The 13,026-nt window shown below is 62.0% G+C and carries 17 protein-coding genes; 6 read left to right on the top strand and 11 right to left on the bottom strand.

Annotation, left to right across the window (positions count from 1 at the left end; genetic code table 11):
• The first annotated feature begins 46 nt into the window (after positions 1-46).
• The 5 genes from bufB to ACR9ZQ_RS14125 all read left to right on the top strand — a co-directional run bounded on the left by bufB (position 47) and on the right by ACR9ZQ_RS14125 (position 3,616).
• On the top strand, positions 47-934 hold the full coding sequence (bufB, locus tag ACR9ZQ_RS14145) for an MNIO family bufferin maturase (RefSeq protein WP_481428115.1): 888 nt from the start codon (positions 47-49) through the stop codon (positions 932-934).
• Positions 935-1,045: 111 nt separating this feature from the next.
• The gene (locus ACR9ZQ_RS14140; RefSeq protein ID WP_481428114.1) at positions 1,046-1,843 is read left to right on the top strand and encodes an HvfC/BufC N-terminal domain-containing protein; all 798 of its coding nucleotides are present in this window, start codon (positions 1,046-1,048) and stop codon (positions 1,841-1,843) included.
• On the top strand, positions 1,840-2,343 hold the full coding sequence (locus ACR9ZQ_RS14135) for a DoxX family protein (protein WP_113321562.1): 504 nt from the start codon (positions 1,840-1,842) through the stop codon (positions 2,341-2,343). Before ACR9ZQ_RS14140 ends, ACR9ZQ_RS14135 begins: the two co-directional genes overlap by 4 nt.
• On the top strand, positions 2,340-2,960 hold the full coding sequence (locus ACR9ZQ_RS14130) for a sigma-70 family RNA polymerase sigma factor (protein WP_113321563.1): 621 nt from the start codon (positions 2,340-2,342) through the stop codon (positions 2,958-2,960). The genes ACR9ZQ_RS14135 and ACR9ZQ_RS14130 overlap by 4 nt, the downstream gene beginning before the upstream one ends.
• Positions 2,960-3,616, top strand: a complete 657-nt coding sequence (locus ACR9ZQ_RS14125; protein ID WP_481428113.1) for an NrsF family protein — start codon at positions 2,960-2,962, stop codon at positions 3,614-3,616. Before ACR9ZQ_RS14130 ends, ACR9ZQ_RS14125 begins: the two co-directional genes overlap by 1 nt.
• Before the next feature lie 34 nt (positions 3,617-3,650).
• Here the strand turns inward: ACR9ZQ_RS14125 and ACR9ZQ_RS14120 are convergent, their stop codons facing one another.
• The 9 genes from ACR9ZQ_RS14120 to ACR9ZQ_RS14080 form a co-directional block, all read right to left on the bottom strand.
• Complete coding sequence (locus ACR9ZQ_RS14120; RefSeq protein WP_481428112.1) at positions 3,651-4,133, bottom strand: N-acetyltransferase family protein; 483 nt, start codon at positions 4,131-4,133, stop codon at positions 3,651-3,653.
• A gap of 90 nt (positions 4,134-4,223) precedes the next feature.
• Complete coding sequence (locus ACR9ZQ_RS14115) at positions 4,224-4,514, bottom strand: hypothetical protein (RefSeq protein ID WP_310387913.1); 291 nt, start codon at positions 4,512-4,514, stop codon at positions 4,224-4,226.
• A 7-nt stretch (positions 4,515-4,521) separates the two neighbouring features.
• Positions 4,522-4,758: a hypothetical protein gene (locus tag ACR9ZQ_RS14110; RefSeq protein ID WP_007816439.1), complete on the bottom strand. Its 237-nt coding sequence runs from the start codon at positions 4,756-4,758 to the stop codon at positions 4,522-4,524.
• A 208-nt stretch (positions 4,759-4,966) separates the two neighbouring features.
• On the bottom strand, positions 4,967-5,332 hold the full coding sequence (locus ACR9ZQ_RS14105) for a cytochrome C oxidase subunit IV family protein (RefSeq protein ID WP_481428111.1): 366 nt from the start codon (positions 5,330-5,332) through the stop codon (positions 4,967-4,969).
• A gap of 7 nt (positions 5,333-5,339) precedes the next feature.
• A complete protein-coding gene (locus ACR9ZQ_RS14100; protein WP_481428110.1) occupies positions 5,340-6,059 on the bottom strand; it encodes a heme-copper oxidase subunit III family protein in 720 nt (239 codons plus the stop codon).
• An 11-nt stretch (positions 6,060-6,070) separates the two neighbouring features.
• Positions 6,071-6,784 (bottom strand): cytochrome c oxidase subunit 3, encoded by a 714-nt coding sequence (locus tag ACR9ZQ_RS14095; RefSeq protein WP_481428109.1) that lies wholly within the window; start codon positions 6,782-6,784, stop codon positions 6,071-6,073.
• A complete protein-coding gene (gene ctaD / locus ACR9ZQ_RS14090) occupies positions 6,781-8,550 on the bottom strand; it encodes a cytochrome c oxidase subunit I (RefSeq protein WP_481428108.1) in 1,770 nt (589 codons plus the stop codon). The genes ACR9ZQ_RS14095 and ctaD overlap by 4 nt, the downstream gene beginning before the upstream one ends.
• Positions 8,551-8,602: 52 nt before the next feature.
• Positions 8,603-9,421 (bottom strand): cytochrome c oxidase subunit II, encoded by an 819-nt coding sequence (locus ACR9ZQ_RS14085; protein WP_310387922.1) that lies wholly within the window; start codon positions 9,419-9,421, stop codon positions 8,603-8,605.
• Between the two features lie 145 nt (positions 9,422-9,566).
• Positions 9,567-9,956, bottom strand: coding sequence for a c-type cytochrome (locus ACR9ZQ_RS14080; RefSeq protein ID WP_310387924.1), 390 nt, complete (start codon positions 9,954-9,956; stop codon positions 9,567-9,569).
• Between the two features lie 333 nt (positions 9,957-10,289).
• Between ACR9ZQ_RS14080 and ACR9ZQ_RS14075 the strand changes: the two genes are divergently transcribed.
• Positions 10,290-10,646, top strand: a complete 357-nt coding sequence (locus ACR9ZQ_RS14075; protein WP_310388023.1) for a VOC family protein — start codon at positions 10,290-10,292, stop codon at positions 10,644-10,646.
• Positions 10,647-10,682: 36 nt separating this feature from the next.
• Here the strand turns inward: ACR9ZQ_RS14075 and ACR9ZQ_RS14070 are convergent, their stop codons facing one another.
• Positions 10,683-11,264, bottom strand: coding sequence for a DEAD/DEAH box helicase family protein (locus tag ACR9ZQ_RS14070; protein WP_310387926.1), 582 nt, complete (start codon positions 11,262-11,264; stop codon positions 10,683-10,685).
• 296 nt (positions 11,265-11,560) lie between these two features.
• The gene (locus ACR9ZQ_RS14065) at positions 11,561-12,919 is read right to left on the bottom strand and encodes an extensin-like domain-containing protein (RefSeq protein WP_310387927.1); all 1,359 of its coding nucleotides are present in this window, start codon (positions 12,917-12,919) and stop codon (positions 11,561-11,563) included.
• Between the last annotated feature and the right edge of the window lie 107 nt (positions 12,920-13,026).

Genomic DNA, 13,026 nt, shown 5'->3' with positions numbered 1-13,026 from the left:
CGCTCCTGCGCGGGCCGGTCCCATCCCGACCCACGCCAGGTGCCCCATGCAAAGTCCAGACATTGCCCTACCTGATCAAGACATGCCGGCCCGCGCCGGTGTCGGCCTCAAGGCGGAGCATTACAGCCACATCATCAAGACCCTGCCCGATATCGGCTTCTTCGAGGTGCATGCGGAAAACTACATGGGCGAAGGCGGCCCGCCGCATCGTTATCTCGCCGCCGTGCGCGAACATTATCCGCTGTCGCTGCATGGCGTCGGCCTGTCGATTGGCGCCGACCGGCCGCTCGACAGGCAGCATCTTTCCCGGCTGAAGGCGCTGAACGAGCGCTACCGGCCCGCTCTCTTTTCCGAACATCTCGCCTGGTCGTCGCATGATGCCGGCTTCTTCAACGATCTCTTGCCGCTGCCATACACGGACGAGACGTTATCTCGCGTCGCCGATCACGTAGACGAGGTGCAGCAGGCGCTCGGCCGGCAGATGCTGCTCGAGAACCCCTCGACCTATCTTGCCTTCTCCGAAAGCACGTGGTCGGAGAGCGACTTTATCGCCGAGATCGTGCAGCGCACCGGCTGCGGCCTGCTGCTCGATGTCAACAATGTCTACGTCGCCTCCACCAACCAGCACTGGGACGCCGTCGCCTATATCGATGCCTATCCGCTGGATCATGTCCGCGAAATCCATCTGGCTGGCCACGCGCGCGAAGCCGACGAGGAAGACCGGCCGCTGCTCATCGACACGCATGATCGCCCGGTCGATGCCATCGTCTGGGATCTCTACGCCCATGCGCTCTCTCGCATCGGGCCGGTGGCGACGCTGATCGAATGGGATGCCGATCTTCCGGAATGGCCTGTTCTGGCCGAGGAAGCGGCGCGCGCCGAAAGGCTGATGCGCGAGGCGGCCTTGCACCATCGACGCGTGGCCGCCGAATGAGGAGCCCCCGATGACCGGCCACAGAGTTGCCACACTCTGGAGCTCGACCGCCGGCGGTCTCGATCGTCTGCGCCGGTTCTGGCGCAATGTCGTCACACGGGGGATCGGCTGATGCCGACGGCACCTTCGACCGCCAAACGCCAGCATGATTTCGCCACAGCCCTTCTGGACCCCGCGCAACCCTTGCCCGAAGGTCTGGTCGGGCCGGATGGCCGGCCCAGCCTGAGGCGCTTCAACGTTTACCGCAACAACGTCATCGCCGGACTGACGGCGACGTTGAAGGATGCGTTTCCGGGCGTGGCGCGCATCGTTGGCGACGAGTTCTTCCTTGCCATGGGGCGGATCTATGTCGCGCTCGATCCGCCCACTTCACCGATCATGCTCGATTATGGCCGGGGCTTTGCCGATTTCATCGAGACTTTCGAACCCGCGGCAAGCCTTCCCTATCTCGCGGACGTGGCGCGCATCGAACGGGCCTGGGTGGAGGCTTACCATGCCGCCGAGGCAGAACCGATCGCGTCCGGGGCCTTTGCCGCAATCAAGGCCGATAACGTGCCGCATCTCAGCGTCGCCCTGCATCCCTCGCTGCGCATCGTGCGCTCGCCCTTCCCGGCGCTGACGATCTGGCGGATGAACGTTGCGGACGGGCAGCCGGCCGAAGTGGATATATCCGCCGGCGGCGAAGACATATTGCTGCTGCGCCCCGGCGCAGATGTCGAAGCGCGCGCGCTGCCGCCGGGTGCGGCCGCCTTCATCATCGCACTCGGCAAGGGACGGACGATGATCGACGCGATGAAACAGGCGCTGGAGGACAGTCCCCGTTTCGACCTGCCTGCCTGCCTCTCTGGCTTGATGACGGCGCGCGCTTTCACCGCCTTCGCGATCGCATTCGGGAGCGGCAGCAAATGACGGACAGCCGCTTTACGCCTGCCGCACTCTATCTGCGGCTTCTCAACATCGTCAGCCTGATCGGCCTCGCCGTCGCCCCGCCGGTCGTGCGCATTGCGCTTGCGCTGCCCTTCCTGCGCTCGGGGCTGACCCGCTGGGACGGCTTCCTGCAGCTCTCGGTCGGCACGCAATTCCTGTTCGAAGACCAGTTCAAGCTGCATATATTCGGCAATCTCTACGGTTTCCCCGCCCCCGATACGGTCGCCCTTCTCGTCGGCTGTGCGGAGATCGCGCTGCCGGTCCTGCTGCTGGCAGGCTTTGCCACGCGCCTTGTCGGCCTTGCGCTGCTGATCATGACCGGCATCATCCAGCTGGTCTTTCCAGACGGCTGGGTGAATTTTCACCTCTACTGGGCTGCCCTTGCGCTCGCCGTCATGGCGCTCGGCCCCGGCCCGCTGTCGCTCGACTATCTCATGTCACGCGTGTTTGCCCGCCCGCGGAAAAGGAGCGCGCCCGCATGAGCGAGGAGCGCGGCGACCGACTGAAACTCGTCTCCTCCCGGCCGGCGGGCTCTGACATCAGGCGCGCACGCCATCGCGAGCTCGACTGGACGATCCTGATGGCCCGCGCCCAGGATGGCGATGCTGCCGCGTATCTTCGCCTGCTGCAGGAGATCACGCCCTATTTGCGCTCGCTGGCGGTGCGCTATCACCGCGACCCGAGAGACGTGGAGGACACGGTTCAGGATATCCTGCTGACCATTCATTCGATCCGCGAAACCTACGACCCGACCCGGCCCTTCGGCCCCTGGCTCGTCGGCATTGCAAACCGGCGCGCCTTCGACCGGCTGCGCCGGCAGGGACGCCAGCGCGCCCATGAATTTCCGCTGTCGAGCGAACATGACGCGGTTGCAACCAGTAACGATATCGAGGAAGCTGCCAACCGGGTTCATCTCGAAGGCGCAATCAGCGACCTGCCGCCGGCGCAACAGCAGGCGATCAACATGCTGAAACTGAAGGAAATGTCGCTGAAGGAGGCTGCCAGAGAGAGCGGGATGTCCGTCACGTCGCTGAAGGTAGCCACTCATAGGGCGCTGAAAAGCCTTCGCAAGATCCTTCTCGATCATGGTGAGCCGTAATGGAGACCTCCGATCTCATCCGGTCTCTCGCGGACAATGTCACACCCGTCAGGCGGCTGCGGCCGCCGCTGCTGCGCGCCGCCCTTTGGCTGGCGCTCGCCTTCGCACTGATGGGCATCCTGACGATGATCCATGGCCTGCGCCCGCAATTTGCCGAACGCATGGCCGATCCCGTCTTCTTGACGGGCATGCTGTCCTCGCTCGCAACCGGCATTCTCGCGGCAATCGCCACATTCATGATGAGCCTGCCCGACAAATCCCGTCTGTGGATGCTGCTTCCGCTTCCCACGCTCGTCATCTGGATGGCCAATATCGGCTATCAGTGCTTTGCCGGCTGGGTGGCGCTGCCGCCGGCCGCCGTCACCGTCGAGGCCGCCACGAGCTGCCTGCTGACGCTCATCGTCACCAGCATTCCGCTCTCGCTGCTGATGCTGATCATGCTGCGCTACGTCGCCTTCCTGCGGCCGGTCTCAGTTGCCCTCATCGGCAGCCTCGCCGTCTCGGGCATCACCTCGTCGGCACTCTCGATGTTTCATCCGCTGGACGCGACCGTCATGGTGCTTGGCTGGAACCTCGGGACGGCAGTGCTCTTCGTGGTGATCGCCGCGATCATTGGGCGCAACGCGGCGCGGCGCGGCGGGCAGACGCTTCCATGATCGATGTCGTCGTTGCGAAGAAGGGCTCCCGCCCTCAAAGCTCCCTGTACATGACAAGCGCATCGACAAACCCAAGTGTGGGATGCCGAAACGCCCCCGGAAGCCGGCCGACCACCTGAAAATCGAGCGACTGCCACAGCCGCACGGCCCGCTCGTTGGAGCTGACGACGAAATTGAACTGCATGGCGCGGAAGCCCCGCTGGCGTGCATGGGCAAGCGAGTGCTGGTGCATGATGCGCGCCACACCACGGCCTGCCGCCTCCGGCGCGGTCATATAGCCGCAATTGCAGACGTGATTGCCGCCGCCCGCCTGATTGGCCTTGATATAATAGGTGCCGATGATGCTGCCGCCGTCATCGGCGACGAATGTTTCCTTGTCGGGGCCGAGCCAGTAGGCCAGTGCATCGGCCTCGCTCATGTCGCGGTCGAGCGTATAGGTTTCACCCTCCCGGATGACAGGCTCCAGGATCGTCCATATGGCGCTGCGGTCTTCCGCTCTGGCAGGTCGGATCAGCATGGCCGGATGTTCGCATGAGCGGATGGCGCTGTACAAGTGCGGCGTGGCGCTCGGAAGGGTGCAGCGGAACAAGAAGGCGTGAAGGCTGCTTCAGTCGTTGACGCTCTCGAGGATATCGTCGAGCAGCCGCTCGGCATAGCGCATCGTTTCGAACTGCTCTTCCGGCGACAGCTTGTGCGCAACGCATTCCGCCCGCATGGCGGTCCTCAGCTTCGCCAGCAGGGCCGCCTGTTCATAAGGCGTGAAGGCGCTGTCGCGAACGGTGATCTTCGCGATCGTCTCCAGAATGGCGATCCTCCCCTCCACCTGCCTTGCCGAACCGACATAGGATGGCCGCTGCGGTCGGAGGTTCCGGCGCGGGAATGTTACGACATTGCTCATGGCCCCCTCACAGGGCCGGTGTCTTGAAATCGGAGCCTGACAGCATGGTGTGCAACTTGTATTCGCTGTCAGCACCCTGCCGGTAAAGGTCGATTGTTATACGAGCGAGTTCGCGCGCCTCTGCGCAGTCGCGTGACCAGCCGCGCTCCGCGCAAAGCTTGTCGAATGCCTTCTGCACGATCGCAAGCTCAACAGCACCAATCCAGCGGTCCGCAGGCGCATCCATTCCGATCTTCGGTTGCATGATCTCCTCCCGATCGCTCCATAAAGATGCTGCCAAACGCACAGAGAGGCAGAGAGTTCCACACAAAATACAGCACGCAAAAATTTTCCTGGGAGCCTGTCTTGATGCCCCGGTTCAGGGCCTGCAAGCGACGCTGAAGTCGCGTTGAAAGGAAAAACAAATGCATTTCGCCATCGCTGTCAGGACAGCAGTTCGGACCCCGCGTCTTCTACGGCCCGGCGCCAAAAAAGGCGAGCCGGGTGAAGATCGTATAGTCCGCTTCCGATACCATGAGTGCCACGAAAACCAGCACCAGCAGCGGCGGCAGCAGGATGGCGTAGACCAGCGCCAGCCGCTCCCAGGCCATGTGCATGAAGACGGCGACGATGAGGCCGGCTTTCAGCATCATGAACAGCAGGATCAGCGTCCATCGGAGATAGCTCTGGACGCCGAGATAATCGACCATGTAGGAGGCCGCGCTGAGCACGAAGAGCAGGCCCCAGACGAGGAGATAGAGCCGGATCGGGTGCTGCTGCCCGGTATGCGCCTGTGCATGCGCCGTTTGGACTTGTGCATGCGCCGTTGTCTCGCTCATGACGACCTCACCACAGATAGAAAAATGCGAAGATGAAGACCCAGACAAGGTCGACGAAGTGCCAGTAGAGGCCCATGATCTCGACGGCCTCGTAGCGGCCTTTGCGGCTGGTGAAGAAGCCGCGCCGTTCCACGTCGAAATCGCCGCGCCAGACCTTGCGGGCGACGATGAGGAGGAAGATGACGCCGATCGTCACGTGCGTGCCGTGAAAGCCCGTGATCATGAAGAAGGTCGAGCCGAACTGTGCCGCTCCCCATGGGTTTTCCCAGGGGCGCACGCCTTCGGTGATAAGCTTCGTCCATTCGAAAGCTTGCATGCCGACGAAGCATGCGCCCAGAACCGCCGTCAGCAGCATCAGGATCGCGGTCGTGCGGCGGTCGCGGCGATAGCCGAAATTGACCGCCATCGCCATGGTGCCGCTGCTCGAGATCAGCACGAAGGTCATGATCGCGATCAGGATCAGCGGAACGTCCTGGCCGCCGATATGCAGCGCAAAGACCTCGCTCGGATTGGGCCACGGGACCGGCGTCGACATGCGGGCGGTCATGTAGGCGATCAGGAAGCAGCCGAAGACGAAAGTGTCGCTGAGCAGAAAGATCCACATCATCGCCTTGCCCCAGGAGGCGGTCTTGAAGGCGCGCTGATCCGAGCTGAAATCGGCCGCGACACCGCGAAGACCTGCCGGCCCGAGGCCGGGCTCGCCATGTGTCTGGACAGGATGTGCCATCTGCAAATCTCCTAGTTCAGTAATGTGCGGCAGAGATCGACGAAATCATTCGCCCAGCCGGCAAAAAGCGCGAAGAGCAGGAGCCAGACGGCGAGCATGAAATGCGAATAGATGGCCGAGAGGTCGACGCTGAGCCGCAGCCTCTCCGGCTGAACGTCGGCGGAAAATGCCCTGACCGTCGTGTGCGCGAGCACGGCAAGCCCGCCCAGAATATGCAACCCGTGCAAGCCGGTCAGCATGTAGAAGAAGCTGTTGGCGGGATTGTCGGCAAGCACATAACCGGCGGCCGTCAGTTCCCGCCATGCCTGGATCTGCCCGACGAGAAAGAAGACGGCAAGCGCAAGGCCTGTCACAAGCGCCGGCCGCAGGCTTTCCATGCGACTGTGCCGCGCTTCACGCTTGGCCCATTGCAGCGCGGCACTGCTCAAGGCGAGTGCTGCGGTGTTCACCCAGAGCAGGCGCGGAACCGGCATCCCCCACCAGTCGGCCGATGCCATGCGCATGAAATAGGCGCTGACGGCAAGGCTGAAAATCGCGCCGACGACGCCGAGAAACACGAAGAGGCCGATCTTCACCGCCGGCACCGGCGGCCGGTCGACGCCATGACGATCCGGCAGTTGCACCGAGCCGGTTTCGAGCCAGGGCTTTGAGGTCAGCCGCTGCCCGGCCAGCCACCAGATGATGATGGCGCCGATTGCGGCCAGGAAGATCAGCATCACATTCATGCGGGAACCTCCCGTGTGACGCCGCCGCTCGCCGGCACATTCTGCGGGATGAAATCCTCGGCCGCCCCAGGCACACTGTAGTCATAGGCCCAGCGATAGACGACAGGCAGATCCTTGCCCCAGTTGCCATGCGCGGGCGGCGTCTGCGGCGTCTGCCATTCAAGCGTCGTTGCCCGCCATGGATTGCCGCCTGCCTGCCTGCCCCGGAAAAGGCTCCAGGCCAGATTGAACAGGAAGACGATCTGTGCCGCCCCGACGATCAGCGCCATGATGGTGATGAATATGTTCAGCGTATGCGCCGAAGGCGGAACGAAAGCCGTCTCTCCCATCTCGAAATAGCGGCGCGGCACGCCGAGCAGGCCGAGATAATGCATCGGAAAGAAGATGGCATAGGTGCCGAGGAAGGTGATCCAGAAGTGGATCTGGCCGAGCGTCTCGTCCAGCATGCGTCCCGTCACCTTGGGATACCAGTGATAGATCGCCCCGAAGATGACGAGGATCGGCGCGACCCCCATGACCATGTGGAAATGCGCGACGACGAACATCGTATCCGACAGCGGCACGTCGACGACGACGTTGCCGAGGAACAGGCCCGTCAGGCCGCCATTGACGAAAGTGACGATGAAGGCGAGCGCAAAGAGCATCGGCAGCGTCAGGTGGATATCACCGCGCCACAGCGTCAGCACCCAGTTATAGACCTTGATCGCCGTGGGCACAGCGATGATCAGCGTCGTGGTGGCGAAGAAGAAGCCGAAGGCCGGGTTCATGCCGCTGACATACATATGGTGCGCCCAGACGACGAAACTCAGCGCGCCGATGATGACGATCGCCCACACCATCATGCGGTAGCCGAAGATGTTCTTGCGCGCATGCGTGCTGATCAGGTCCGAAACGATGCCGAAGGCAGGCAGCGCCACGATATAGACCTCAGGATGGCCGAAGAACCAGAACAGGTGCTGGAACAGGATCGGGCTGCCGCCGCCATGCTGGAGCTGCGTGCCCATCTCGACGATGGCGGGCATGAAGAAGCTGGTGCCGAGCAGGCGGTCAAACAGCATCATGACGCAGGCGACGAAGAGCGCGGGAAAGGCGAGCAGCGCCATCACTGTGGCAGTGAAGATGCCCCAGACGGTGAGCGGCATCCGCATCAGCGTCATGCCGCGCGCCCGGCCCTGCAGCACCGTCACCACATAGTTCAGGCCGCCCATGGTGAAGCCGATGATGAAGACGATCAGGGAGATCAGCATCAGGAGGATGCCCCAGTCGTTGCCGCCCGGCGTGCCTGACAGAACCGATTGCGGCGGATAAAGCGTCCAGCCGGCCCCTGTCGGGCCGCCGGGGGCAAAAAAGCCCGCGACCAGGATCAGCACTGCAAGCAGATAGATCCAGTAGCTCAGCATGTTCGCGTAGGGGAAGACCATGTCGCGCGCGCCGACCATCAGCGGAATGAGATAGTTGCCAAAACCGCCGAGGAAGAGCGCGGTCAGGAGATAGATCACCATGATCATGCCGTGCATGGTGATGAACTGGTAGTAATGATCGGCATCGATAAAGGAGAGAGCGCCGGGAAAGGCGAGCTGAATCCGCATCAGCCAGGAGAGCACCAGCGCCACTAGGCCGATCGAGATGGCGGTGATCGAATATTGCACGGCGATGATCTTCGCATCCTGGCTGAACACATATTTGGTCCACCAGCTGTGCGGATGATAAAGCTCGACATCCTCGACTTCGGCGGAGGGGATGCTGCCGGATGGAATCTCGACCATGATCTCTCTTCCCTTTCCTTCCCCGATGCGGCCTCCGACCCTCTTCGTCGGTTTAGTTTGCCGGCGGTGGCTCTCCCGATGATGCCGTAAGCTGGGTGAATGTCTGCTGCTGATCGAGCCAGGTCTGATAGTCTGCGGCGTTGTCGACCACGACGGTCCCGCGCATCTGCGGATGGCCGACGCCGCAAAGTTCGGCACAGAGAATTTCGAAGGTTCCCGTCCGTGTCGGCGTAAGCCAGAAATAGGTGACCATGCCGGGGATCATGTCCATCTTGGCGCGGAATTCCGGCACGTAGAAATCGTGGAGCACATCGACGGAGCGCAGCAATATGTGCACCGGCTTGTCGATCGGCAGGTGCAGCTCGCCGCCCTCGATGATGACGTCGTCGAGGCCGCTTGCGTCGTTCTTGTCGAGGCCGAGTGGATTTTCGGCGGTGACATCGCGCGTCTCGGCGCGGCCGAGCTTTCCGTCAGCGCCCGGCAGGCGGAAGCTCCACAGCCATTGCTGGCTGACGACCTCCACCGATGCGGCATCTGGGGGCACCGTGATGAACTGTTTCCACACGATGAGGCCGGGCGCCAGCATGGCGGCGACGCCGACCGCCGTTCCCGAGGCGAGCAAAACTTCCAGCCTGCGGTTCTCGGGCTCGTAATGCGCCCGGTTCCCCGGCCTGTGCCGGAAGCGGAACACGCAATAGGCCATGAAGGAAATCACCGCCACGAAGACGACGCCGGTAATCCAGAAGGTGATGACGAGCGTGCTGTCGATATAGCTCCAGTTGGACGCAATCGGCGTCCACCACCACGGGCTCAGCACATGGAACAGCACGGAGCCGACGACAACAAGGACGAGGATCAGCACGACAGCCATTTCCGCTCCTCCCTGAGCAGGTTGACCGTGAAACCGCATTCCGCAAAAGTCCGTATTTATTATCGCACAGATGGAAAATATCTACAAATACGGCAATTTAGGCATGTGCCGGCCGGCTGCTACCCGACATTTGGAGTATGGTCCGTCACTGGGAATATTGCTTGAGATAGGCGATGAGATTGGTGATCTCCTGGTCGTCCTTCACGCCGACGAAGGCCATCTTCGTGCCCTTCACCTTTCCTTTCGGATTGTGCAGGTAGTCGCGCAGCGTCGTCTCGTCCCAGACGAGACCGCCCTCACCGGCCGCCTTCATTCCGGTCGAGTAGGCGAAATTGGGATGTGTTCCGGCCTGTCGGCCGAACAACTTGTTCAGCGACGGGCCAACCTTGTTCGTATCGGAATCGACGATATGACAGGTCGCGCATTTCTTGAAAACAACGGCACCCGCGGTTGCATCACCCTCCTGCGCCCCGGCATGGCCAGGGGAAAGGGCAATCACGGATGCACCGATCAGCAGAACAACACGGTAATCCACGGCAAACCTCATCCTCCTCAAGGTCGCCCAGCAACTCACACCCTCCGCTGGCATTCGCGCGCGGATGGTGGATTGCTACGTCTCAAAGCTTAATCATTCGCGGGAGCAAGTCAATCGGCTCCACAATTCCAGGCTGGGGAACGGATGGGAAGGTCGAAACCATCAGGCTGAGTGACCCTACCTGCGCACCGCGGCAATGGTCTTCTGCGCAAATATCTGGCCGGCCTGCGGCAGACCAGGCAAAAGCGATCTTTTCCGGCAGGACGGCCCATGGCAAACTCCACCGCGAGTGCCGATGCAGGCGCATCGAACATGACGTCACTGGAGGCTGTCTTGCCATTGAACCGATTGGTGATCTACGCCGGCGATGTCGAGGAAACCGCCGCATTCTACGAGACACATTTCGGCTTCAAGCCCATGCGGCTGACCGGCGACCGCATTGTCGAACTGGTCGCGCAGGATGGCGGCGCCAATATCATGCTGCATCAGGCCGCCAAGGGGCAGCGCCGAGGCCAGTCCACCGTCAAACTGGTCTTCGATGTGGAGAACGTCGAATCCTTCTGTGCCGAATGCGCCGGCAACGGCCTGACATTCGGGCCGATCCACAAGGCGGACGGCTATGTCTACGCCAATGCAAAGGACCCGTGTCAGAACTCGATCCAGGTTTCCAGCCGGGCCTTCCGGACCTGACATTGAGCACTTGCCGAAGCCTCGGGCCTCGCATTTTCAGCCGCACAGCAAACTCAGGAGATCCTGCACGTGCAGATGAATGGCATCCGCACCCTCCTCTGCTGAGAGCGAGGTAACATCCAGGTTGAGCGTATTCGCATGCTCGGGATCGAGTACCTGCAGCGTCCGGCTGCGCTCCAGCGAGGCCTCGGCATTGACCGATTTCAGCCGCTCTCGCCGCTCCGGTATCGCCACCCGCCGCGCCAACTCCTCCGCCTCGCAAAGCAATCGCACTGGCACCAGCAATGAACCCCGCCCTTCGGCAGCTTCGGCAATCTGCCGGAAGGTTCGGTGGCTGCGCTCATCGCCCTGAATGCCGGCATGGGTGAAGATGAAATTGGCTGACGGTGTGCTGAAAGCGACGATCGTATCCAGCACCGCCTGCCGCACTCTGCCCGTCTGCTCCCAGATAGCCTCTGGCAGCGGCTTTGTCAGATCGTGATCGAGAACCCCGAGGACCGGATTGTTGACCCAGTGATTGTCGATGATTTTTGCCGAAATGAGCGGGCTCAGCCGCTTGGCGATGGTGAGCTTGCCGGTACCGGGAAAGCCGATGAGCAGGAGGAAAATGCCGGTCATGAGAGCGCAACTTCGATAATATTGCTTAAGCTATGTCCGCAATCTGACCGCTTGCACCGCCGTCTGCAAGGGGCTTGAGCGAGCGCTTCAATTTCGAAGGGCTTGTTGTCAGTCGAGCCAATTTTCGATGTCGCGGGGACCGCAAACGATCGCCACCACGAAGATGCCATAAGGCATCGGGGAAGCCGGCGGCCGGGCGCATCTCGAATACCGGATACCGACCGAAAAGATGGACAGCTTCAACGCCGCCATCGTCGGGACCATCGCAGTGACGCAGATCTTCCAGTAATCTCCGCCTACTTGCACACGGCCCGTCCGCCCCTGCGCGACATGAGATCGAAGTGGAAATGGTTCCAGTGTTCGGGATTATAGCCCGGGCCAAGTACCGTCGTGAAATAATTGCAACTGTCGCTGCGCACGGCCTTCAATAGGCGCCCTTCGCGGAAGGAGAACAGCCCCTTCTTGCGCACATCGATCTTGTGGCCGTTCTTCAGCACGAACTTGCCGACATCGATGGCATTGCCCTTCGCATGTTCCGAAATCGGATTGTATCTCTGGCGGCTGTTGTTCATGCGCCGGCAGGAATAGCCGCCGAGCGGCTCGATTGTCTGAATGCCGGTCCAGTAACGGAAGCGGGCCGATGGTGCGAGCTCGTTCTTCACCCATTTGGCGAAGGCGAGTGTCACCTGGCAATTCAGGATCACCGCCGGCTTGACGCCGATATTGCCGGAGAGGCCCTTCAGCGACACCGGGTATGGCACCTGGCAGGCCGGCCCGTTGGAGATCGGCGGGCGATCCTCGAAGATCACCCCCATGCGTTTCAGCTCGCGCCGGCAGGAGAGTTCCGAGGCCGGCATGGCGCCGGGATCGATGGGCGCTGCCGGCTCGCTCATCATGGGGTTGTTCGGCCGCAGCATGGCGACCTCTTCCGGCTCATCCTCCTCGGGCACGCGCGTCGGCGCCAGAACTGGGCTGCCGTCGCTCCAGGTCTGGGCACCATTGCCCCGAGCGACACGTACCGGCGCGCGGCTCATCTGCGCAGCCGCGACCGGTTGCGGCATGTTCCGCTGATTGATCTGCGTGGGATTTTCCGTGCCGATGCCGTCGACAACAGGTTCGGTGGCATTGCCCTCGGCGATCTGCTGCTGTTGCTCTTGCGCCAGGCCGACGACCGGCTGATTGCCCGGCCCTGCGCCGAGCTCCTCATCCATGTTGACGCCGCCCTGGGGAACGGCGAGCGGCTGCACGCCGCCCCAGTTGCCGTTGGATGCCTGTTGCTGACTTTGTTGCGCCAAGGCTTCATCGCTATCGATCATAGGCAAGCGTCGCTGCCCCCGCTGCGGCACGGCCATAGGCGCCGATTGCTGTCCCGGCGCGCGCATTTGCCGGCCCGTTTCGGCAAGGTTTGGCGTATCGAGATAATCGATCTGCCCCTGCGTATTGCCGAGGGGCGCGCTGGCGACGGGATAGGGTTGCTGGCTCTGGACCGGAGCCATGCGCATGGCCCCGCCCCGCACCGGCGAAATGGAGCTGACACGCGTGCTGCTATCGACATTCTCAGGCGGCACAAGCCCATCGCTGATGGAACAGGTCGTCAACGCCGTGGAAAGCAGGATTGGCAGGGCAGTACGCCGGAGAAGGGAAAGAAACGCCATACTTATCGCTTCCGCATGCGGCCTGTGATCGGAAAACCTCGATTCAAATTTAATTAAAAACGGTGAATGAAAGCTTTACGTGTGGAGATTGACTGATCGCGAGCGTT

This window comes from Rhizobium sp. KNZ14-9A, from assembly GCF_056755015.1.
The sequence above is the reverse complement of the archived record's forward strand: the minus strand, read 5'-3'. Positions and strand labels throughout refer to the sequence as shown.

What these genes read in the sequence shown, in the direction of transcription:
- ACR9ZQ_RS14125 (WP_481428113.1), top strand. Translation starts at nt 2,960, where the DNA reads ATGGAGACCTCCGATCTCATCCGGTCTCTCGCGGACAATGTCACACCC.
- ACR9ZQ_RS14100 (WP_481428110.1), bottom strand. Translation starts at nt 6,059, where the DNA reads ATGGCACATCCTGTCCAGACACATGGCGAGCCCGGCCTCGGGCCGGCA.
- ACR9ZQ_RS14115 (WP_310387913.1), bottom strand. Translation starts at nt 4,514, where the DNA reads ATGAGCAATGTCGTAACATTCCCGCGCCGGAACCTCCGACCGCAGCGG.
- ACR9ZQ_RS14085 (WP_310387922.1), bottom strand. Translation starts at nt 9,421, where the DNA reads ATGGCTGTCGTGCTGATCCTCGTCCTTGTTGTCGTCGGCTCCGTGCTG.
- ACR9ZQ_RS14105 (WP_481428111.1), bottom strand. Translation starts at nt 5,332, where the DNA reads ATGAGCGAGACAACGGCGCATGCACAAGTCCAAACGGCGCATGCACAG.
- ACR9ZQ_RS14110 (WP_007816439.1), bottom strand. Translation starts at nt 4,758, where the DNA reads ATGCAACCGAAGATCGGAATGGATGCGCCTGCGGACCGCTGGATTGGT.
- ACR9ZQ_RS14095 (WP_481428109.1), bottom strand. Translation starts at nt 6,784, where the DNA reads ATGAATGTGATGCTGATCTTCCTGGCCGCAATCGGCGCCATCATCATC.
- ACR9ZQ_RS14065 (WP_310387927.1), bottom strand. Translation starts at nt 12,919, where the DNA reads ATGGCGTTTCTTTCCCTTCTCCGGCGTACTGCCCTGCCAATCCTGCTT.
- ACR9ZQ_RS14120 (WP_481428112.1), bottom strand. Translation starts at nt 4,133, where the DNA reads ATGCTGATCCGACCTGCCAGAGCGGAAGACCGCAGCGCCATATGGACG.
- ACR9ZQ_RS14135 (WP_113321562.1), top strand. Translation starts at nt 1,840, where the DNA reads ATGACGGACAGCCGCTTTACGCCTGCCGCACTCTATCTGCGGCTTCTC.
- ctaD (WP_481428108.1), bottom strand. Translation starts at nt 8,550, where the DNA reads ATGGTCGAGATTCCATCCGGCAGCATCCCCTCCGCCGAAGTCGAGGAT.
- ACR9ZQ_RS14140 (WP_481428114.1), top strand. Translation starts at nt 1,046, where the DNA reads ATGCCGACGGCACCTTCGACCGCCAAACGCCAGCATGATTTCGCCACA.
- ACR9ZQ_RS14070 (WP_310387926.1), bottom strand. Translation starts at nt 11,264, where the DNA reads ATGACCGGCATTTTCCTCCTGCTCATCGGCTTTCCCGGTACCGGCAAG.
- ACR9ZQ_RS14130 (WP_113321563.1), top strand. Translation starts at nt 2,340, where the DNA reads ATGAGCGAGGAGCGCGGCGACCGACTGAAACTCGTCTCCTCCCGGCCG.
- bufB (WP_481428115.1), top strand. Translation starts at nt 47, where the DNA reads ATGCAAAGTCCAGACATTGCCCTACCTGATCAAGACATGCCGGCCCGC.